28 protein-coding genes and 1 pseudogene are annotated in these 17,862 nt (G+C 62.3%); 11 read left to right on the top strand and 18 right to left on the bottom strand.

Going from position 1 to position 17,862, the window contains the following annotated elements; translation table 11 throughout:
• Positions 1–2 precede the first annotated feature (2 nt).
• From HV742_RS19130 to HV742_RS19125, 3 genes are all read left to right on the top strand, one after another.
• Positions 3–404 carry a hypothetical protein gene (locus HV742_RS19130; protein WP_175146150.1) on the top strand — a complete coding sequence of 134 codons (402 nt, stop codon included), beginning with the start codon at positions 3–5 and terminating at the stop codon, positions 402–404.
• Entirely contained in the window at positions 346–504 is a 159-nt protein-coding gene (locus tag HV742_RS32595; protein WP_437340595.1) for a hypothetical protein, read from the top strand. Before HV742_RS19130 ends, HV742_RS32595 begins: the two co-directional genes overlap by 59 nt.
• Positions 505–648: 144 nt before the next feature.
• Positions 649–867, top strand: a complete 219-nt coding sequence (locus HV742_RS19125) for a hypothetical protein (protein WP_175146149.1) — start codon at positions 649–651, stop codon at positions 865–867.
• Between the two features lie 64 nt (positions 868–931).
• Here the strand turns inward: HV742_RS19125 and HV742_RS19120 are convergent, their stop codons facing one another.
• Positions 932–1,225: a hypothetical protein gene (locus HV742_RS19120; protein WP_175146187.1), complete on the bottom strand. Its 294-nt coding sequence runs from the start codon at positions 1,223–1,225 to the stop codon at positions 932–934.
• 121 nt (positions 1,226–1,346) lie between these two features.
• Positions 1,347–1,532 (bottom strand): CrpP-related protein, encoded by a 186-nt coding sequence (locus tag HV742_RS32540; RefSeq protein ID WP_367647952.1) that lies wholly within the window; start codon positions 1,530–1,532, stop codon positions 1,347–1,349.
• A gap of 160 nt (positions 1,533–1,692) precedes the next feature.
• On the opposite strand from HV742_RS32540, the gene HV742_RS19115 reads away from it, so the two are divergent.
• On the top strand, positions 1,693–1,983 hold the full coding sequence (locus HV742_RS19115; protein WP_068980501.1) for a hypothetical protein: 291 nt from the start codon (positions 1,693–1,695) through the stop codon (positions 1,981–1,983).
• A 237-nt stretch (positions 1,984–2,220) separates the two neighbouring features.
• Positions 2,221–3,366: pseudogene (locus HV742_RS19110) on the top strand (MFS transporter); the annotation flags it as partial.
• A gap of 5 nt (positions 3,367–3,371) precedes the next feature.
• On the opposite strand, the gene HV742_RS19105 reads toward HV742_RS19110, so the two are convergent.
• The 3 genes from HV742_RS19105 to HV742_RS32535 all read right to left on the bottom strand — a co-directional run bounded on the left by HV742_RS19105 (position 3,372) and on the right by HV742_RS32535 (position 6,254).
• Positions 3,372–4,553 carry an acyltransferase family protein gene (locus HV742_RS19105; protein ID WP_175146148.1) on the bottom strand — a complete coding sequence of 394 codons (1,182 nt, stop codon included), beginning with the start codon at positions 4,551–4,553 and terminating at the stop codon, positions 3,372–3,374.
• Between the two features lie 575 nt (positions 4,554–5,128).
• On the bottom strand, positions 5,129–6,058 hold the full coding sequence (locus HV742_RS19100) for a tyrosine-type recombinase/integrase (RefSeq protein ID WP_254601184.1): 930 nt from the start codon (positions 6,056–6,058) through the stop codon (positions 5,129–5,131).
• Positions 6,024–6,254, bottom strand: a complete 231-nt coding sequence (locus HV742_RS32535; RefSeq protein ID WP_080944967.1) for a DUF4224 domain-containing protein — start codon at positions 6,252–6,254, stop codon at positions 6,024–6,026. Before HV742_RS32535 ends, HV742_RS19100 begins: the two co-directional genes overlap by 35 nt.
• A 63-nt stretch (positions 6,255–6,317) precedes the next feature.
• On the opposite strand from HV742_RS32535, the gene HV742_RS19090 reads away from it, so the two are divergent.
• On the top strand, positions 6,318–6,623 hold the full coding sequence (locus HV742_RS19090) for a hypothetical protein (RefSeq protein WP_131728078.1): 306 nt from the start codon (positions 6,318–6,320) through the stop codon (positions 6,621–6,623).
• An 86-nt stretch (positions 6,624–6,709) separates the two neighbouring features.
• Here the strand turns inward: HV742_RS19090 and HV742_RS19085 are convergent, their stop codons facing one another.
• From HV742_RS19085 to HV742_RS19040, 10 genes are all read right to left on the bottom strand, one after another.
• Positions 6,710–7,501: a ParB/RepB/Spo0J family partition protein gene (locus HV742_RS19085; RefSeq protein WP_155868071.1), complete on the bottom strand. Its 792-nt coding sequence runs from the start codon at positions 7,499–7,501 to the stop codon at positions 6,710–6,712.
• Between the two features lie 37 nt (positions 7,502–7,538).
• Positions 7,539–7,880, bottom strand: a complete 342-nt coding sequence (locus tag HV742_RS19080; RefSeq protein ID WP_254601182.1) for a hypothetical protein — start codon at positions 7,878–7,880, stop codon at positions 7,539–7,541.
• Positions 7,881–7,996: 116 nt separating this feature from the next.
• Entirely contained in the window at positions 7,997–9,019 is a 1,023-nt protein-coding gene (locus HV742_RS19075) for a recombinase RecT (RefSeq protein WP_175146145.1), read from the bottom strand.
• Positions 9,016–9,993: a YqaJ viral recombinase family nuclease gene (locus HV742_RS19070; protein WP_175146144.1), complete on the bottom strand. Its 978-nt coding sequence runs from the start codon at positions 9,991–9,993 to the stop codon at positions 9,016–9,018. Before HV742_RS19070 ends, HV742_RS19075 begins: the two co-directional genes overlap by 4 nt.
• Positions 9,994–9,995: 2 nt before the next feature.
• Entirely contained in the window at positions 9,996–10,193 is a 198-nt protein-coding gene (locus HV742_RS19065) for a hypothetical protein (RefSeq protein WP_150100115.1), read from the bottom strand.
• A 94-nt stretch (positions 10,194–10,287) separates the two neighbouring features.
• Complete coding sequence (locus tag HV742_RS19060) at positions 10,288–10,665, bottom strand: hypothetical protein (RefSeq protein ID WP_175146143.1); 378 nt, start codon at positions 10,663–10,665, stop codon at positions 10,288–10,290.
• Position 10,666: 1 nt separating this feature from the next.
• A complete protein-coding gene (locus tag HV742_RS19055) occupies positions 10,667–11,014 on the bottom strand; it encodes a hypothetical protein (protein WP_175146142.1) in 348 nt (115 codons plus the stop codon).
• 41 nt (positions 11,015–11,055) lie between these two features.
• The gene (locus tag HV742_RS19050; protein WP_175146141.1) at positions 11,056–11,406 is read right to left on the bottom strand and encodes a hypothetical protein; all 351 of its coding nucleotides are present in this window, start codon (positions 11,404–11,406) and stop codon (positions 11,056–11,058) included.
• A gap of 155 nt (positions 11,407–11,561) precedes the next feature.
• Complete coding sequence (locus tag HV742_RS19045; RefSeq protein ID WP_175146140.1) at positions 11,562–11,933, bottom strand: helix-turn-helix domain-containing protein; 372 nt, start codon at positions 11,931–11,933, stop codon at positions 11,562–11,564.
• 313 nt (positions 11,934–12,246) lie between these two features.
• A complete protein-coding gene (locus tag HV742_RS19040) occupies positions 12,247–12,507 on the bottom strand; it encodes a hypothetical protein (protein WP_175146139.1) in 261 nt (86 codons plus the stop codon).
• Between the two features lie 89 nt (positions 12,508–12,596).
• Between HV742_RS19040 and HV742_RS19035 the strand changes: the two genes are divergently transcribed.
• Entirely contained in the window at positions 12,597–12,938 is a 342-nt protein-coding gene (locus HV742_RS19035; protein ID WP_175146138.1) for a hypothetical protein, read from the top strand.
• On the opposite strand, the gene HV742_RS19030 is transcribed toward HV742_RS19035, so the two are convergent.
• The 3 genes from HV742_RS19030 to HV742_RS19020 form a co-directional block, all read right to left on the bottom strand.
• Positions 12,904–13,173 (bottom strand): hypothetical protein, encoded by a 270-nt coding sequence (locus HV742_RS19030; protein WP_175146137.1) that lies wholly within the window; start codon positions 13,171–13,173, stop codon positions 12,904–12,906. The genes HV742_RS19035 and HV742_RS19030 overlap by 35 nt on opposite strands.
• A 257-nt stretch (positions 13,174–13,430) precedes the next feature.
• Positions 13,431–13,922, bottom strand: coding sequence for a hypothetical protein (locus HV742_RS19025; RefSeq protein WP_175146136.1), 492 nt, complete (start codon positions 13,920–13,922; stop codon positions 13,431–13,433).
• 153 nt (positions 13,923–14,075) lie between these two features.
• Positions 14,076–15,080, bottom strand: a complete 1,005-nt coding sequence (locus HV742_RS19020; RefSeq protein WP_175146135.1) for an HNH endonuclease — start codon at positions 15,078–15,080, stop codon at positions 14,076–14,078.
• Between the two features lie 142 nt (positions 15,081–15,222).
• Between HV742_RS19020 and HV742_RS19015 the strand changes: the two genes are divergently transcribed.
• From HV742_RS19015 to HV742_RS19000, 4 genes are all read left to right on the top strand, one after another.
• Positions 15,223–16,332, top strand: a complete 1,110-nt coding sequence (locus HV742_RS19015) for a DUF1376 domain-containing protein (protein WP_175146134.1) — start codon at positions 15,223–15,225, stop codon at positions 16,330–16,332.
• Positions 16,329–16,808: a hypothetical protein gene (locus HV742_RS19010; RefSeq protein WP_175146133.1), complete on the top strand. Its 480-nt coding sequence runs from the start codon at positions 16,329–16,331 to the stop codon at positions 16,806–16,808. The genes HV742_RS19015 and HV742_RS19010 overlap by 4 nt, the downstream gene beginning before the upstream one ends.
• 17 nt (positions 16,809–16,825) lie before the next feature.
• Positions 16,826–17,467 carry a hypothetical protein gene (locus HV742_RS19005; RefSeq protein ID WP_175146132.1) on the top strand — a complete coding sequence of 214 codons (642 nt, stop codon included), beginning with the start codon at positions 16,826–16,828 and terminating at the stop codon, positions 17,465–17,467.
• Positions 17,457–17,862, top strand: a 406-nt coding sequence (locus HV742_RS19000) for a hypothetical protein (protein WP_175146131.1), incomplete at its 3' end; no start/stop codon positions are given. The genes HV742_RS19005 and HV742_RS19000, both read left to right, overlap by 11 nt.

Genomic DNA, 17,862 nt, shown 5'->3' with positions numbered 1-17,862 from the left:
CCATGAACCCTTTCTGGAAGATGGCCGCGCCCTGGATCGGCGGCGCGGCGGTGCTGATGGCGATCGGCGCTGGCGTTTTGCTGTACGGATCCAGTCGCTATGACGCCGGCGTGGACAAGACCAACGCCGATCACGCGCTGGCCGAGCTCAACGAGTTCAAGACTCAGACCGGCCGGCTGGCCGGCATCGCCACCACGTTCGAGGCGAGCGTCGCTGAGCTGCGCCGCGCCGAGCCCAAGGTTATCGAGAGGTACACCCGTGTCGAAGTCCAAAGCCCTTTGCCTGCTGGCTGTCGTATTGACGCTGGCCGGCTGCAGCACATCAACGAAGCCGGCCGCGTGGCCAATTCTGCCGGCCAACCTGGCCCAGCCGTGCCCGCCGGTGCCAGAGGTGACCAGCGTTAGCTGGGACGACTTTGCCCGCAGCTACATGGCGCTCACGGTGCAGTATGGGCAGTGCGCGGCGCGGCACCTTGCCACAGTCGAGGGATGGCCCAAGCCCTAAAACGAGTAGGTTGCGCGCGCATTGAAAGCCTTTTGCTACATCCTGTGCAGCGATCCAACGTCCTGCGACACGGCAGAATCGACCCGAGGCGCGGCCGTCGATACCATGAAGTTTCCATAACTATGTAGATTGAGGATACTTTCCATGGCACTGCAATTGACCGAAATCTCGTTTGACCCCGGGGCCCCGGAAGGCTACCGCGTGTCGGGCACGATGGTGAACTATCTGAACGGTACCGGCGCGAAGTTCACTGTCCCGGCGGGGTATCCCTCGGAAGTGGCGGCTGATGCGCTGACGCTCGGTCAGATCAAGGCCGACATTCTGGCCAGGTTTCAGCAAGACTTTCCATCGCTGAACACTTAAGCCGACTGGCTGCGGTGGGGCGCATACCGCGTATCGCCCCACCGCATTAGTGCGACGGCGCCGTCTACCTCGGCGCCATGCCCTTGCGCAGCTTGCGCGGCTCTTCCAGCAGCTCGGCCGTGTCTCGGTCGCGCTCGATCACACAGGGCTCGGCGGCCAGGCCTTCCATCAGGTCGTCGTAGATCTGGCCCATCAGGCTGGGCGGCCGCTTCAGGTCGCCTGATACCTGATGCAGGCGCAGCAGCACCGAGCGCAGGCGCTTGACCTCCCACAGCAGGGCGATCACATCGGGGTTCCAGGGCTGGCGCTCGCGGATGGCGCGCAGCCGCTCGGCGGAGAGAGGGTTGCGGAAAGGTATGGCTAAAATACTGTATTAAAATACAGTTTAATCAAACCTGGATTTCGCGCAATTCGGCCCGGATTTCGCCATTCGGGGACGCTACAAAGATATCGCCCCATTCGGGGCCTTGGTGACGGCGCTAATGCTGTAGGGGCAGTTGGCCAGCCTTCCAGCCATCCTCCCACGCCCGCACGTTGGCCAACCAACGCCCCAGCGGTTCGTGGGTATAGGTGGGCAGTTTGTCCCTTCGAAGATACGGGCAACCTAGCTTCCAGATACCTTGTGCTGCCGCTAGCCTGCCTTCTTGCCGGATATCGTCATACATTGGATCCTCCCAAAAGCTGAGCCTCTCGTTATTCTGGTGAATTCGCGCTTGTGTTCCTGCCCGCAGGTAGAATGGTCCGCGGCAGGAGATTGACCGCCTCTACGCGGTCATCGCCTGCGGTGATGCGACTTCTTATCCCTCACGGATTCTCTTTCCATCCATGCCCACCGCCGTACCCGCGCGCGCCGACAACCGATCGACCCTGCTCATCCTCGGGATTCTGCTTGCCGTGGCGTTGCTGTTGCTGTGGAACGACTGGCTGACGGTGGGGCTGGGGCCGGTTTTTCCTGCTTATTGGGCCTTGGTGCTGGTGTGGTTCGTCAGCGTCGTGCTTGCCGTTCGCCGCCACCGGCGCTGGTGGGTGTTGCTGACGGCGGCGGTCGTGTTGTATCCGGCTGCCAGGGTGGCGCTTTTCCTGATCGAGTGTTCGCAGAAGGCCTGTCTGTTCTGAGCAGGGCCTCTTCCTGATTGCGGCGGATCGCCTGTTTGGCTGCGGGTCCTGATGTTCGGCTACAGGTTCTGATATGAAGTGCCTGTCGATCTGAGCAACCCTGCAGTCCGCGCCTTAGCCCTTTCCCCTTTTTGCCATTTTGGGCCGCGTGGCCGCGCTCTGAACGCCCGCGCGCGGCGTCCGGCCGTCGTTCATCTTCATCGTTTAAGGCGCCTGTTCGGGGCACATACAGATGCGGTATCTGCGTTGGGATCGATCTTCTGCGGGTTGGCGCAGAGTCTGACGCAGTTGACGATTGCACGCGTGGTGCAGGGCGTGGGGGGCTCGATGCTGCTGCCGATCGGACGCCTCGCGGTGCTGCGGCGGGTGCCGGGCGACCAGTACATTTCCGCGCTGGCGTTTGTCTCCATCGCGGGCCAGGTCGGGCCGATCTTCGGGCCGACGCTGGGCGGCCTGCTGGTACAGGCGGCCAGCTGGCATTGGATCTTCATGATCAACGTGCCGATCGGCCTGGCGGGCCTGTTTGCCGTGCGTCGCTATCTGCCCGAGGATGCGCTGGCCGATGTCGCGCCGTTCGATGTGCTCGGCTGTGGGCTGCTGTCGCTGTGCATGGTGGCGTTCTCGCTGGCGCTGGATCTGCCCGCTGGCGAGGGGCGCATGGCCTGGTCGGCCGCCTTGTTCGCGCTGAGCGGGTTGACGGTGCTGCTGTATGTTGTGCATGCGCGGTGGCGCGAGAACCCCTTGTTCCAGCTGCGGCTGTTCCGTGAACCGAATTTCAGCGTTGGCCTGGTCGGTAACCTGGTGTGCCGCGTCGGCAGCAGCGCGGTGCCGTTCCTGCTGCCGCTGTTGCTGCAACTGCGGCTGGGCTACACGCCGCTGCAATCGGGGCTGATGATGCTCCCCGCCGCGATCGCGGGCACGATCTCCAAGCCCTGGATCGCGCCGCTGGTGCGGCGGTTTGGCTACGACACGTTCCTGTTGGCCAATACGGTTCTGGTGGGTGCCGCCATCATGTCGTTCGCGGTGATCGGGCACGGTTGGCCGCTGTCTTGGCAGATCGCGCAATTGGCGGTGTTCGGCGTGGCCAACTCGATGCAGTTCGCGGCCATGAACAGCGTCACCCTCAAAGGCTTGAGCACGCGCGACGCCGGCAGCGGCAACAGCCTGTTCTCCATGGTGCAGATGCTGGCCATTGGCCTGGGCGTGACCATCGGCGGCGGGCTGGTCGGCGTGTTCGGGGGGGGCGACAACGCGCTGCCGGGCCTCGCTTTCACGCTGACCTTCCTGTGCGTCGGCGCCATTACCTTGCTGTCGGCGCTGGTGTTCCGGCGCCTGGATGCCGATCGCCTCAATGGCGCGAGCGGGCGCGCGGCGGCTGGCTGACCCGATCACCGGCGGGCTCGGCCCGGCCCCGCCAGCCAGCGCCGCATGGGCGTTGAATAATAGCGGGCCACCAGTCCGCCCAGCATGACGGACAGCAGGATCGTCAACACGCCGGCGGCGGTCAATGCCCCCGCGCGCCACCAGGTCGATATCGCGCCGCCGGAATTACGGCAGGAGGCCGTGGCCAACAGCAGCACGGGGAACATGTGCGTCAGGTAGATTTCGTAGCTGTTGCGCCCGGCCCATCGCAATGCGGCCAGGAGCGGGGTCTGGCGTAGAGGACGCGAGCGCCGGGTCCAGCCGATCAGCAGGCAGGCCACGCCGATCTCCAGCAGCGTGACGTTCAGGCCCAACGCCGTCAGCCCCAGCATGGCAGTGGCCTTGCGCAGGAAGAACACCAGCACGAAGAGCAGTGTTCCCGCCAGCAGCAGTGGACGGCTCGGGGAGCGCGAGGGCGTGGAGCGCGCGGCATACAGCGCCGCCAGGCAGCCGATGGCGATGCCGTCCATGCCGGACAGGTAGGCGTGGTCGGCCCAGATCTCGTTGTCGCTGAAGGCGACGCGTGCGAACGGTCCGAGCACCACGAACAGCAACAAGGCCAGGACCAGGACGCGTCGGCCCGCCATCAAGGACAGCAGGCAGAGCAGCGGGAACGCCAGGTAGAACGCTTCTTCGATGGACAGGGACCACAGTACGTTCCAAGCCGCTGGCAGGTAGCCGACCTGCGCCTCCAGCCAGTTCAGGTGCAGCGCCAGTGCGCCGGCCACGGCGCGTCCGAGGCTGGCGTTGTCGATGACGAAGCCGGGCACCCCGGCCCAATGCAGGCAGGCCAGCAGAGACACCACTAGCAACAGGCTGGGATAGATGCGGGCGAAGCGGCGCCGCAGGAAGGCGCGCCAGGGCACGGCCTCGAGAGCGCCCCAACGCACGATGGACGCGCGCGTGACCAGAAACCCGGAAATCACGAAGAAAATGATGACGCCGTAGTAGCCGCTGCGAAACACGATATTGAAGAGGGCGGCGGGCAGCACCTTGCCCAGGAGGCTCTGTTCCTGGGGAATGTGGATCTGCACATGCAGCAGCACGACGCACAAGATTGCCAGTCCTCGCAGGGCGTCGATGGCGGGAGTATGGGCAGGGCCCTGCTCGGGGCGGGCGGCCCACGGCGGTTGGGCTTGGACAAGCATGGGTCGGTCAGTCCTGGCACGGAAAGACGCAATACTAGCCAGCGTGCTGTGAGGGGATTGGGCGACTCTGTATGGATTTTGTTAATGCCGCCACCGCGCCGCGCCGGTGCCTGGCGGGTCGCAAAATGGAAGAGCGCCCCAGCTCTAGATGAGTCTGAGGCGCTCCTGCCCGGCTTCGCACGCGATGGGTGTCAGACAGCCCGGCAATTCCAATCTACTGCCGGTCCAGAGGGCGGGCAATAGGGAAAACCCGATAGATATTAGGGGGTTACAACATTTTCCCGTGCCGCGTGCCGGGCTTGCGGATCGTGTCGTGCCCATGCCGGGAGGCCGCCGTCAAGGTGATGTGACGCATTTATCCAGCTCGGTATCCGCGAATTGGCGCGCGGTGTGGGAGCGCGGACACTGGATCCTCGTTTCATCTTGTGGGGAGAGCGGCAGTGTCGGGATATCTGAGGCGTCAGGCCGGACAGGGCATGACGGAATACATCTATAGACCGGAGAACCGCATAAACAAAGGCTTTGCGCTCGGTCGTCAATTAGATGTCTAAAACTCGACGCCCTGGACTGTGTGTCTATACAGCCTTTCTGGTTGGACCTTTCACGAGTTTGGGGCGCTTGTCCCGCAGGTAGATCCGGGTCGTTCGGGGATCCGAGTGGCCGAGCAGGGCGCTCGGGTCTATACCTTGGGATTCAGCATCTGTGCCCGCCATTGCCCGCAAATCGTGCAGGGTTACGTCGGGGACGTTGGCTTTGACCGCGGCGTCCTTGAAGATGCGCCAGACATTGGAATGGAGTCGGAGATTGCCACCGCGGCCGCCGAGGACGTACGGCGTTCTGGTGGGGGCGACGCGGAGCTCCTGGGCGCGATGCACCGCTGCGCGCAATTCCGGTGTCCATGCGACCACCAGGCGCTTTCCCGTCTTCTGCTGTTCGAAGTACAGCCCCTCGTCACGAAGGTGGCCATCCTCGATCTTCAGCACGTCGCCGATGCGCTGGCCGGTCAAGTAGCAAAGATCCATGACGCATTGGAGCCAAGGTGGGCAGCCCTCGTAGATGGCTGCGTATTCCTTGGGCGTGATTAGCCGGTCTCGCGGCTTCTGAACGAAGCGCTTCACGCTGACGCATGGATTGGCTTCTACCCGGCCGCGGTCCAAGGCCCACTGGAAGACCAGCTTCAGTACGGTCAGCATTCGATTGGCCAGGGCTCTTCGATCGGCGTAGCCGTCCAGCAGCTCCACAACGTCGCCGTGGCGCACTTGGTTCGGATAGAAGTCGACGAAAGCCTCTTTGAGCTGAGCTGCGCAGTATTCGTATTGCTTGCGAGTCGAGGCGGCGACGTCTTTTGTCAGTATCGGAAGGGCGTCATCGATCAATGCCGGCATGCCGTCCTTTGGGGCGGAGACGATACGAGCATATTCGGTCAACGCGCTGTGTAGATCGGCGCCGATCTTGCGCCACTTTCCGCCCTTAACGTACCAGTACGCGCCGTGCTTCTGGTACACGCACGCGGGGAGGTGTCGGTCCTTGGTTCTTGGGCGCATGGCCTAACGCGGCCTCCAACGCTGCCCGCAATACGACAGGGGTACCGTCAGGCCTGATTTTGAAGGGAACATTTAAATTCCTCAAGACGACAATTTGTGCGGACTTTCTGGACTTACCGGTAACCGCAACGAGCTCTTTGGCTGATAGGGTAAGCATTGCGTGAGATCCTTTTGCATAACTCCAATATCGGGGCTAAAGAGAGCGTTACCGAACGGATTGGTGGGCGCCTACGAGTACACTCGGCCTTCGCATATTTTTTTGAAAGGTGAGATTGATATGGCGCTATCGGACCGTGCATTGACAGAAAAAGAGGTGCTCAATCTTGGACCGTATCTCCAGCCCGGGATTTATGTTGTTGTTGAGATGGGAGGCATCATCGCTGGAGGCGAGCGTGTGCAGGAGTCCGATGATGCGATGTACAGCGCGACTGGGCTCATACGAAGCTACCCGGGTTATTCGGGCATTTATGAGGTAGAGGTGCTGAGTCCGCCCACGGGTATCCGAGTCATTAGAAAAATTGCTTGAGCAAGTAGAAGTGGCTTGAGAAGAATGGTTCGCTGGGGGGAGCGTAGCCATCCTTGTCGTGCTCAATATCGGGGCTGGATTGTTCATCAGGCGACATCTTCTACTTCGCCCAAAACCCAACGCAGGGCGGCGGCATAGTCGCCTTGGGCCTGTTCCAGCGCTGCCAGGATCTGCTTGCGGGATTTCACGCGAGGGCGTTCACCCATCACAGCGGCCTGCTTGCGGCTGCGCTCGTGAGGCTTGGCGCCCTGGCCGGCCCGCACCAGATCGGCCACCTTGGCGCGCTGTTCATCGGGTTTGAGCTTCACCAGTGCCTTGGCATGGGTCAGGGTGATCTGACCCGCTTCGACGGCGTTCTGCACGGCCTTGGGGCTATCCAGCAGCGCCAGGGTGTCGCGGACCGTGGCGACCGTGCAGTTGTAAATGACCGCAATCTGATCTTCTCCCTTGCCCAGGGCAAGGTGCTGGCGCATCTTCTCGGCGCGCCCCAGCGGCGTATCAGCGGTGCGGGCTTCGTTCTCGCTGACGATCGCGTCCAGGGCGTTCTCGCGCTTGCCCGTGTAGACGATGCCGGGAATCAGTCGCTCCGGCACACCGCGTTCTCGGCGCCACTGGTTGGCGAGCACGGCGGCCTTCACGCGCTGCCGGCCGAACACGACCTCGGTGTCGCCCGTCTCGGGGTTCTTGGAAACCGCCACGGGCTCCAGCACGCCCTGATAGTCGATGTTTCGCGCCAGCGCCTCGTTCACGGGCAGATGCACGCGCTTGTCATAGAGTGGGCTGGATTCGTCGGTGACGAGAGTCAGCTTGGCGGGGTCGAAATTGAGCAGATTGCTCTGGCCGTCCGCGCCGTACACGTCTTTGGATTTCTTGGCCATGTAGGCTCCGATAGGGATAGGTGATACGTTGTGTGCGCTATCGCGGATATGGAACCCAGGTGATCATCGGGCGCTTGGTGGCCTTGCTGATACGTGGCGCTCCGTGCTTGTCGAGCTTCGGGCCGCGCTGCATGATGCACAGCCGGGAGGTCCGGCCGGTGGCCACGGTGAGTTTGATGAACTCGCGGGCGAACTGTGGCGCATCGAACGGTGCCGATAGCTGCACAGGATTGCCCTTGGCCAGGTGGTACTCCGTCTTGACCTTGATCCAGTCGGCCTGGTCGGATGGCCGCAGGCATGCGCGAACATCCGCGGTCATGGATTCCTTATATTTTTCCCAAGCCCGCTCGGCGGCTTTCTTCGCGAGCTGCTCGGTCATTCCGTATACGCAAAATGCTCCCATGTGTTCACCTATGGGTTTTGATATCGCTGGGTAATGGGGCGGGCGGCGCCAGGGGGGCCTCCATTTGGTGAGGCGCCGCCCAGGGAGAGCGGTTAAGCGGCCGGATCCAGCGCCGCTCGGCGGGCGTCGTAGGCCTTCTTGAGCGCGTCGTAGTGCTCGTCCGGCGCGTCGCGGAAGCCGTCCGCGACCAGGTCCAGGGTGTCGATGTTTGTGGCGCTCGTGATCTGCGCCAGCACAGGCGCCGGGTCATAGGCAAGCTGTTGCGGCGCGCCAGCGGCTTCCTCTGCCTGGTCGGCCCCCGGCTCGGGCTGGGCGAAGATGAAATCGCCGTCGAGCGTGTTGTCGTCCAGATGCTGGTCGCGGCCGCTGCTGGCCATCTCGTCGAGGGCCGTCGCTTTCTGGAATTCGATGGACAGCGGCAGGTACTTGGCCAGCCGGCGAATCACGGTCTTGCGGCCCATCTCCACGAAGTTGTCCTTCCAGGGGCCGTAGGCGCCCTTGCTTTGCGTTGCCGCCTTGATCTGGTCGATCTGGTACAGGCTCATGAATTCGAAGGCGTGACCGCCGCCAACGAGCTTCGCCACGGCATAGAAGCCGGTGACGGCGCCACGTTCGCCCATGGCCGGGCGGTGTTCCAGCTTCTCGTCCAGGCCATACACCAGGTCGAAGGTGTCGTTCTCGCAGACCTCGTGGGCGGCAATGCTCACGATCTGTCCGGAGCGGCGGGCCAGGTCGATCAGGCCCTTGTAGCCAACGATCACCTGCACCGACTTCACCCAGCGCTCATTGCCGCCGGCGTCCTTGCGCTTGGTGTTGAAGGGAACGAGGTAGGCATGGCCGAGGACGGTGTTCGGCTCCAACCCCATTTGCGCGCATTGACCGATGGCGCCCACCAGCGACGGGATGTCGCATTCAGCCAGGGCCGGCGTGGTGGTGGCGGCGATCTGCGCGACCTTGAGCAGGCGGTCGGCGGAAAGGTGCTTGGGCAGCATCTTCTGGATCTCGCCCTTGCGCTTTTCCAGCAGGTGGGCGATCTGGTCCTTCGGCTTCATGCTGGCCAGCTGCTGGGACTGTGCCTGGCCGGTGGCCACGGCTTTCAATTTGGATGCGCTCATTTCTTCGCTCCTTTCAGGCGGAAGACTCGGGTTTCGGAAGTGGTGCGGTAGGCGGCGGCGATATCGGGGCGAGCCAGCGCCAGGGCCTTGCCGTCCAGGCGGCTGGCGGACTGGCTTTTCCAGGTGGCGACCGGCTCGCCCTTGGCCGTCAGAATGGCGTTGGGCTCCATGAACGTCTGGATGCCGAACTTGAGCTCGTCGCGGCGTTCCTCGATGCGCTTGGCCTGGTCGCTGAGCTCGCGAAACTCGGCAAGCTGGACCAGGATCTCGTCGGTTGCCTCGATCGCTTGGCCGTTGTCGCGGGCGTAGAGAAACTTCAGGTCGTCGAACGTTTCGGGATCGGGCGGGATGTCGGTCAGGACGTGGTTGGTCCAGAAGTCCACGGCCTTGGCGACCATCGCGTCGATCGTCTCCTGATCGCGACGCACCGCGTAGAAGGTCAGGTCGTCCACGCCTACCAGCGTGGCGTAAAGGCACACCTCGCGGCCGGTGACAGCCAACCCGGTCATGGACTGCGCCGCATAGTGAATCGGCACGTCATCGGTGCCCATGTCGCCCCACTCGTGGGCGACGAACGGATGCACGGTCTTGACCTCGCCGTTCTGGATCGAGCCCAGTTCGAGCGGCGCGAGCCAGGGGAATGCTGCTAGGGCCTGCTCGGTGACACGCCACTCGAAGTCGATTTCGACCGACAGGAAGCTGTGCTCGGGGTGCGTGTAGCGTTCGTTCACGGCGACAACGTCCAGGCCGTAGTCTTCGCGCAGCATCGCTACCACGACTGGTTCAAGGCGTTTGCCGCGGTTGAGCACCTTCGTCTTGGCCGGGTCGTCTTCGCGGTAGGCATCACGATGGGTCTTTTCGGCCCACACCTGCAGGGGCGTCTTCCACTTGCTGACGCCGTACAGCGCGGCCATGTCGGTGCCGCCGAGGAAGCGTGTGCGATCCAGGGCGATAGGTTCAGAAATAGCGTTCACGATCAGTCCTTAGCGGCGTATGCCGTCGGGCGCCCGTCATGGGCGGTGGGAGTGGGGGAGTGGGCATCCCGCGTCGGGCCGACCATGCCGCTGGCCAGCAGCACCACCGCGCCGGCGAAGATCGCGGCGACGCCGGCGAAGTCCAGGTCTCGGCCGGAAAGTCGGGCGCGGTGCCAGAGGTTGCGCAGCCGGCGGATCATGCAGACCTCCGCCGGTAGGCCATCCAGGCGTCCCCGAGCAGGCCCAGGGGATAGGCGGCGCACAGGCCGCCCAGGATGAACAGGAGCAGGGCTGTCATTGGCGGGCCCCGAAGGTCACGCGCTGGCCGTCTTCGCAGCGGTCCGCAAGATCGGCGGTCAGTTGCCGGACCGCCAGATCAAGCCACTGGCGAAACAGAAGCCCCACCACCGCCAGCGGGTCTCGCGCCACGACCGAGCGCACCACCAGCGCGAATGCATCCTCGGCCAACTGATTGCCTTCGGTTGCGGCATAGAGCGCTTCGGCGGCGCGCTGGCTGAAGTCGTATTCGCGGTGGATCACCTGATCGCGGCACAGTGCCAGATGCACGTCGCCGCCGAGGTCTTGCATCAGCTCTGCGCGCCGTTCCTCGTCGTTGTAGACGCGCAGAATCGCGGCCGTGCCGCACGGGGTGGGAATCGTCATGCTGGACATGTCAGTTCCCCTCGGCGCGGTCAGATTCCGATGCCGGCGACGGGCTGAGCTCGATCGCCAGCAGGTTGCTGATCTGGTTTTCGATGTGGCAGGCCTTCGCCTCGGCCTCGGCGCGGATCTTCTTTACTTCCGCGCGCATCGACGCCACCTTGGAGTCGATCAGTCGTTCGCGATCAGGCAGTGCCAGGGTGATGCGGGCCTTGCCAATCAGCGTGTAGCCGCACTCGGTCATGTCCAGGTTGGTGTAGGACAGGTCGCCGAGGCGGATCTTGTTTGGATCGGTGATCTCGTCGGGCGAGATCAGGCTGGTGGGCGTCAGCCATGCGCTGACGGTTTGGGTAACTTCCATGGTGGTCTCCTTGCCCCGGTACCCGGGGCGGGTGGGGAAGGTCAGGCGGAGGCCTGCTCGATGGCGGCCTCGATACGGCCGAGCATGTCGATGGTGTGTCCGGGCAGGCGCTGGATATCGCTGTAGGCGACGCGCAGCGCGGCAACCAGATCCGGCGCGGCCACGGGCAGGCCGTAGGCGGCGGCGAAGGCGGCTTGATCGGCGTATTCCTCGCGCTTGTCGTTCTCACGGATGGACACGACGCGCACGCATCCCGAGAGGTGTTCGCGCACCAACGCGAACGCGGCGTCTACGTAGGCTTCAACTTGTCCGCCGCCGACCTGATTCAGCGCGCACATGGCGCTGTACACGGCCTGGGCTTGGGCGGTGGTGAGGATCAGATTGCTTGCCATGCTGTTTCTCCCATTCCTCCCCGGGGTGGGGAGGTGTTGAGGAGAAATTAAGGCAAGCCTAACAACCATTCAATAGGCATGCCTAATTTTAAGACGAAAAGAAAGCCACTCAGAAGTGGCTATGTCTACTTACCAGTCAAAAAATGAGGCATAGCTCATGCGCTCTGTGCCTTCGATTCTGCGGACGGCGTTCCAACGTAAGCTTCGACTTGCTTGAGTACCCATTCTTCAATCCCATCGCGCTGCGATACGGTGAGCTGGTAATACAGCTCTTTGGGGATTCGCGGAAATGGCCAATCTGAATCGAGCATTCGCTCTTTGGGCAGCTTGCCGTCTGCCAGCCAAGCCTCACTCACATTGAGCAGCTGTGCAACGCTAACCAAATTCGCACCGCGAATGTTCTTGGTCTTTCCGTTGAGCCAGTCGGCCACCGAGGGCGGTTTGATGTTCGCTGCGCGAGCAATGTCCACCTGCTTTACGCCGGTCTGGTCCATTGCTTCTCTGAGACGTTGTGCGAGTGTGCTCATTCGGCAATCCTAAGTGGAAAATGAATAGGCATGCCTTTTAATTTCATTAGGCATGTCTTGACTATATTTAAGGCAAGCCTAATAATTGTGGAGTGAACACTAAACACCCCGACTCCCAAATTATCGACGCGCTGGGTGGCACCGTAGCCGTCGCCCGCCTGTGCAGAGTGAAGCCGCCATCGGTCTCCGATTGGCGCAAGGAAGGAATACCGCCTGCGCGCCGCATGTACCTGCAGGCTGTGCGGCCCGGGGCCTTCGAGCCGCCGGCCGAGCTGGCCACGGCCGCGCCGCAGGAGCCGAGCCATGCGTGACATCACTGGACGGAATCCGGCTTCGCAATATCCTCGATTGGCTTTCCCAGCCAGGACTCGATTTGCTTCAGGGTCGACGCCAGTTGAGCAGAGGCGCCCGGCGAGAGCGAAACGTGGAATGTTGCGCCGAACATTTGCAGCTGCGGCGCGGAGAGCCGAAGCGCGCCCGATTCCGGATCGATTCCAACCGATAAAGGAGCATCGAGCGTGATACCGAAATCCTTGTCGCTGAAGTCTATGTCGTTGCCGTTGTGGTCCTTCATGCCCTGCTCCTTTCCCAAGAACGGTTTGTGTGAGAGCAGCCAGTTTAAGGGGGAGGGGCAGGGCGCCCATTCGCAGCAAGGAGCCTCCCATGCGTGAATTCCAAACCTACGCTGACCTCGATATCAACACCTGGCTCGAGCCTGCCGGCCGCGGTGGCGTTCGACTGGTGCTTGAGGGGCCGAAAATGCGCCCTGAAGCTCCGACACTCTTGGGCATGCGCCTACGTGACGGCGCCGGCAACCACATTGGTTATGCCACCTTTCGGCCCGTTGGCGATGCCGCAGGGCGATTCACATATGAGTTGGCCGAGATTATTCCTGGCGCGATCCCGCCAGCCGGTGTGACGGAGTGGAGCCGACCATTTGGCTACCTCGTGATCGGCTGGGGTAAGAAATTCAGCGCGCCAGACTTTGGCGACCGTAATCCGTGATGGCCAGCACGCCCGTACTTATGGCGCACTCGCCGTCCACTCCTCGCGTTACGCCGCTGCGTATCAGGCCTTTCTCTTCCAGCTCCAGCAGAGCTGTAATGACCTCGTCATCACCTGCGAACGTTTGTATTTCTTCCCATGCCGTCTCGGTATCGGCTGGAGCGCTCGGTGTACCCACTCTCACGCGTGCAAGCGTGTCGAGGATTCTGCGTTGGAGTCCTGTTTGTGTCGTCATGGTCAGTTCCTTCCACACATGGTTGGGGTTGGGGAATCCCGATCATATATGGCTGGAACTGGCCGCCAAATTGGTTGGCAATTCTAGGTTGCGGATTTGTCCCGACGTGTTCGACCAGGGATGGGGCGGACATGCTTGACGCCGGAAATTGCAACTCTGGCATCGGGCTTGTGAGTCGCACCATTGTTTCTTTTGCGCATGTTCAAGTTGCGTTTGCCCCGACCATCGGGCCGGTTCGGAAAGAGTTGATTGGGGTTTTACTGGGAAATCCCGAGGTAGGCGCCCACGGTAGCGAGCACTCCGGACCCCGAATCAAGGCCCCTATCAACCAGTTTCATGACCAGGTGCTCTATGGTCTTGGCGGGCAGAGATCGAAGCTGATCGGTCCATCGCTTTTTTTCCTCCGCAGGGAGATCGGATGCCAGGATCTTGGCCTCTATCAAATGCTTGATGGTGTCATCATGCAGCTTGATGGTCACCACGCCAAGGATGGCACTGATTCCGCCATCATCTTCAAGGAAATCGAGGCCTTTTGCGGTGATGCGCAGGCCCTGGCCCTCCGTTCCCTTGGGATTCCCTTTGGCTTCCACAAGCCCGTGACCTTCCAAATAGTAGACGTTGGCCAACCTGTGCTGGTGCTCGAGGTTGAAGTCAAGATGGGAGAGCAGCGCGTCAAGGCCCATCCAGTCCGGATATCGCGAGGCGAGTGTATCCAGAATCACTTTTTGTACGGCGCGGTCGAGTTTCATCGCTGGTGGCGGATCTACGTGAGATGGTTGGATTGTTCTCAGTGCAGCTATTGTCTTTACTCTACGGTGCGAATGTTGGTCGACGGCCTGCGTCTCTTTGAGACGCATAACAGTAGCGCAACACCGGGCGTTGGCCTGGATGGGCCCGTCGGTTCAAGTGCTGCCAAGCCTGGGGGACCGGGCTGGTTGCTCAGCCTTTTCCGAGAAAAGGACGTCCCGATGGTAGGCCAAGTACTTCTCTTGGTCCTCATTGAATCGTCCTACGTTCATGTCTGGGTCAATGCCCCAGGCGATGAGCACTTCTCGAACCTCGCCGCTGGCAACCAGGATCTCTCCCTGATTGGAAAACGATATCCAGGCCGAGTCGAACAACTTATCGACGTGAGGCGAGAGAAGCAGGCCATTATTGCCGTCGAGACGTTGTTGGTTCGAGCTTTGACGCCACGGCCTGATGTGGCTCGCGATGAGCAGATCCACATTGCTGACACCCGTTACGCGACAGGAGCGTTCGACGGACATGACGTTCTTTCTATACGTGCCTTGGCCTATACGCGCCTGGTAGACCCGCTCAACTTCGGTCTTATCGACGCCAGACACCTTGACCATCTCGCGATCAACGTTCGCGAGGGCGTCGTCGTCCGTCATGCCGATCAGGTCCAGCAGCTTCAAACCCAGAGGCACGCTCAGCGCCGCCAGGTATGTCATGTTTCCGCCGCCATCCTCGCGCAGTGGCGAATGGACAGCAGGGAAAAGGTCGCCGATTTCGTCCCAATGCTCTTTGGGAGACAACGGGGATCCAAGGGATTCCCACTGGATTTGCACGCGCCATCCAGCATCGTTCCACGAGTGATACGCCTCGCTGGGGGCACTTGCCTCCTGTGCATCGCCAAGCGCAACGCCAACGGCTTGGAGCTTCGTTTTTGCGTAGGAAAAGACGATGTCTCCCCGTCGCACGCGGGACACGTTGGTCCAGGTTTCTCTCGCCCCGCCGCCTTTCTTGGTTTGGGGACACCAGATGTAGCCGCCGCTGAGCTCTCGGCGATGCATTTGATTGTGGCTCACCCACCAGTAGTTGGGCGATATATCCGAACTCGTCAGACGTTGCGAGCGACGCAAGTCCGTCGAATTGGCAATTTTTTTCGCAGTCTTCGTCAACATAGGGCGGTCTGGTTTAGGGGATGTTGCGAGATGTATCGCGCTTCGACGGGAAGGATAGCACTGTCACCGCGCTCATGGCGTTGGAGCGGCAGGGCTACGGCCCCTTTCGGTCGGTGTCCCCCGACACGTGTGCGAGTGACCTATGACAGACTTTGAGCAGCTACCTGCGCCCCTGACACCGCCAGACTGCAACCTGCGCGGCCTGCCGTTCATGCCTCTGCACACCGAGCGCCTACTGGACAGCGACATGATGGCGCTTTCCTCGGGCGAAGAGTTCAAGACGGCTTTGCGGCTGTGGTGCAAGAGTTGGAACCAGGAGCCCGCGGCATCGCTACCTGACGACGACAGGATTTTGGCCCACCTGGCCGGCAAGGAGTTGTCCGCCTGGCGCAAGGTGAAGGACATGGCCTTGCGCGGCTTCGTGAAGTGCTCCGACGGGCGGCTCTATCACCCGGTGATCGCGGAGGAGGCCATCAAGGCTATGGCGAAACGGGAGGAGCACCAGGCCGCGAAGGATGGCGATAACGAACGCAAGCGCGAGGAGCGCCAAGACCGCAAGCTGCTCTTTGCGGCGCTACGTGACGTTGGCTTGATTCTGCCGGCTAAGGGAACCAGTACGTCACATCTGCGCGAGGTCGCGGCGTCACGCGGAATATCCATCGTCGTCACGGAGGGACACAAGGTTGTCACTGTGACACCTCATGGAAGTCACACGGAAAGTCACGGGGGTGTCACGGCTAAGACAGGGACAGGGACAGGGACATATATAAAAGAAGGGGGGGGTAGCGCGCGCGAGCCTCCGACTGTGGATAACTCGCCCGGCTACTTGCCGGACCCGACGCCCTGCGGCGTCCTGGCCAAGCGACTTCGCGCTGAGGGCGTTGACGTCGCTCCAGGTCGGCCCGACTTCCGCGAATGGGTCGAGAAAGGTCTGACCGAGGGCGAAGCGTTGGCGGCTGTCGAGGCTGCGCGACAGTCGAAGCCGGCCCCGGAGCCGATACCCTGGCCGTACCTGGCCAAGGTGCTGACCAGAGCGCGCCAAGCCGCACAGGCCGTACCCGCCAAGCCGGATAAGGTTGCCGACAAGCCCGCGCAGGACGCGGACCGGTGGTGGGCGTCCGACGGTGGTATCGACCGCAAAGGCCGTGAACTGGGCATGTTCGCCCGCGGCGGCGAGTCCTACCCGGCCTTCAAGGATCGGATCTTTGCCGAGCTGCGTCGCCGGCGTGACGAGCAGGAGCGAGGCGCATGAGCTACGCCGAAGCATCCGCAGCGGTGACCCGCCACCAGCACCCGGTCCAGGGCTACGGCATGTGCTGCGTCAGGGGCTGCATGCTGGCCGGCTCCATCGCTGACACCACCACGGGGGTGTCCGACTGGTACTGCCATCTGCACCACGGCACGGCCTACGCGGAGCAGGCGGGCATCACAGCTCGCATGCACAACCGCCGAAGCCTGTTCATCCTGGCTGGGCGCCTGAAGGCGGCGTTGCCTGGCCAGCCTGTGCCTGACAGCGTGATTCCTTGGCTGCGCCGGCACAACCGCGTGGACTTCGCGGAAGCGGCGAGCGGGAACGTGACCGCGCAGGCGCTGGGCGCGTTGATGCTGCGGGTGCTTGGCGACGAATGCGCGTCGCCGCAGCAGCGCGGAGACCAGCCTGGAGCATCGGCCGGTGCGGGCCTTGGGAGTTGGTTTAGGGCCGTGGATTTGGTGAGTGACCTGGCATGAAGACTTCACGGAACCTCATGGGCACCTACGACCCGATGGGCGAAACGCTGGCCTGGATGGTGATGCAGTGCCAGGCCCGCGGCTGCGATGGCTGCCTTGTCTGCGCCCCGGGCAGCTTTGTGCACCCCGTGTGGCCGTTCCGGCGGGCCGCGGCATTCTGGCGTTCGACCCTGTTTCCGACAAAACCGGCTCGAGCAGGGACGTGCAACATGATTTGGGTGTTAGAAGGGTTTCCCTTTGACTTTGGCCGGATAGAGGCCGGGGTTCGCATTGCGCTTGTCTGTCTCTGTCTGGCCGAGATCCGCCGCAGCTCGGTCAGCCTCCGCCTCGGTGGCATAGCCTTCGGTCGTGTACCTGGGCCCATCGTTGGAGCCGTCTGGGGCAAAGATTGTCAAGGAACCTATCCACTGTTTCTTGACGTCAGTACAGAAGGATTTGTTCGTTTTGTAGGTCCACGTGCTCATTGTTCCTCCGAAAGTGATGGCGGTGATCGTAACGCATCTGAATTAGAAGGAGCTCGGCCCATGACCATGGACCGCCTAGTCGACGTCGACGCTTTCCCAGCCGGTATGCGCATGCCGGGGCGCCAGCCTTATACCGGGCCGATACAGCCAGGCTGTGAGCTGGAGAATTTGAAAGGAGTAAAGAATGCCGCGTGAAGCCGGATCGTTTTCGTGCCCCGAGCACGCGATCGCCGTGGCCTACCTGATGCTGGCCATGCCCATCGAGCCGAAGAACCCGACGCAGTTGGTCTGCGAGGCCCTGCGCGAGCGCTTCGATGCGGAGTACGAGCGGAAGGCGCTGTCAGGGCTGACGCCGCATGAGTGGCATGCGCAGGCCGTGTTCATCGTGAAGCTGATGGAGCGGACGCTGGGCGAGAGCGTGGGCTTCCACATCTTGCGGACGCAGTATGGGACGGGCCTGGAAGGTGCCGAGAGCGCCCGCGCCGTTTCCGAGTGGCTTAACCCCTCGGCCAAGGGGCGGGAGCGCTTGGTGACCGATATGCTTGTTTGCCGGATACTACGAGGTCGACCGCGTATTCGTGACCTGTCGG

Source organism: Achromobacter ruhlandii (genome assembly GCF_902859695.1).
In the GTDB taxonomy this organism is placed as follows: domain Bacteria; phylum Pseudomonadota; class Gammaproteobacteria; order Burkholderiales; family Burkholderiaceae_B; genus Achromobacter; species Achromobacter ruhlandii.
The sequence above is the reverse complement of the archived record's forward strand: the minus strand, read 5'-3'. Positions and strand labels throughout refer to the sequence as shown.

Excerpts from the sequence above, each read along its gene's own strand:
- HV742_RS19130 (WP_175146150.1), top strand. The coding sequence starts at position 3 with ATGAACCCTTTCTGGAAGATGGCCGCGCCCTGGATCGGCGGCGCGGCG.
- HV742_RS19125 (WP_175146149.1), top strand. The coding sequence starts at position 649 with ATGGCACTGCAATTGACCGAAATCTCGTTTGACCCCGGGGCCCCGGAA.
- HV742_RS32540 (WP_367647952.1), bottom strand. The coding sequence starts at position 1,532 with ATGTATGACGATATCCGGCAAGAAGGCAGGCTAGCGGCAGCACAAGGT.
- HV742_RS19115 (WP_068980501.1), top strand. The coding sequence starts at position 1,693 with ATGCCCACCGCCGTACCCGCGCGCGCCGACAACCGATCGACCCTGCTC.
- HV742_RS19105 (WP_175146148.1), bottom strand. The coding sequence starts at position 4,553 with ATGCTTGTCCAAGCCCAACCGCCGTGGGCCGCCCGCCCCGAGCAGGGC.
- HV742_RS32535 (WP_080944967.1), bottom strand. The coding sequence starts at position 6,254 with ATGCTTACCCTATCAGCCAAAGAGCTCGTTGCGGTTACCGGTAAGTCC.
- HV742_RS19085 (WP_155868071.1), bottom strand. The coding sequence starts at position 7,501 with ATGGCCAAGAAATCCAAAGACGTGTACGGCGCGGACGGCCAGAGCAAT.
- HV742_RS19080 (WP_254601182.1), bottom strand. The coding sequence starts at position 7,880 with ATGACCGAGCAGCTCGCGAAGAAAGCCGCCGAGCGGGCTTGGGAAAAA.
- HV742_RS19075 (WP_175146145.1), bottom strand. The coding sequence starts at position 9,019 with ATGAGCGCATCCAAATTGAAAGCCGTGGCCACCGGCCAGGCACAGTCC.
- HV742_RS19065 (WP_150100115.1), bottom strand. The coding sequence starts at position 10,193 with ATGATCCGCCGGCTGCGCAACCTCTGGCACCGCGCCCGACTTTCCGGC.
- HV742_RS19060 (WP_175146143.1), bottom strand. The coding sequence starts at position 10,665 with ATGTCCAGCATGACGATTCCCACCCCGTGCGGCACGGCCGCGATTCTG.
- HV742_RS19055 (WP_175146142.1), bottom strand. The coding sequence starts at position 11,014 with ATGGAAGTTACCCAAACCGTCAGCGCATGGCTGACGCCCACCAGCCTG.
- HV742_RS19050 (WP_175146141.1), bottom strand. The coding sequence starts at position 11,406 with ATGGCAAGCAATCTGATCCTCACCACCGCCCAAGCCCAGGCCGTGTAC.
- HV742_RS19045 (WP_175146140.1), bottom strand. The coding sequence starts at position 11,933 with ATGAGCACACTCGCACAACGTCTCAGAGAAGCAATGGACCAGACCGGC.
- HV742_RS19040 (WP_175146139.1), bottom strand. The coding sequence starts at position 12,507 with ATGAAGGACCACAACGGCAACGACATAGACTTCAGCGACAAGGATTTC.
- HV742_RS19035 (WP_175146138.1), top strand. The coding sequence starts at position 12,597 with ATGCGTGAATTCCAAACCTACGCTGACCTCGATATCAACACCTGGCTC.
- HV742_RS19030 (WP_175146137.1), bottom strand. The coding sequence starts at position 13,173 with ATGACGACACAAACAGGACTCCAACGCAGAATCCTCGACACGCTTGCA.
- HV742_RS19025 (WP_175146136.1), bottom strand. The coding sequence starts at position 13,922 with ATGAAACTCGACCGCGCCGTACAAAAAGTGATTCTGGATACACTCGCC.
- HV742_RS19020 (WP_175146135.1), bottom strand. The coding sequence starts at position 15,080 with ATGTTGACGAAGACTGCGAAAAAAATTGCCAATTCGACGGACTTGCGT.
- HV742_RS19015 (WP_175146134.1), top strand. The coding sequence starts at position 15,223 with ATGACAGACTTTGAGCAGCTACCTGCGCCCCTGACACCGCCAGACTGC.
- HV742_RS19010 (WP_175146133.1), top strand. The coding sequence starts at position 16,329 with ATGAGCTACGCCGAAGCATCCGCAGCGGTGACCCGCCACCAGCACCCG.
- HV742_RS19005 (WP_175146132.1), top strand. The coding sequence starts at position 16,826 with ATGGGCACCTACGACCCGATGGGCGAAACGCTGGCCTGGATGGTGATG.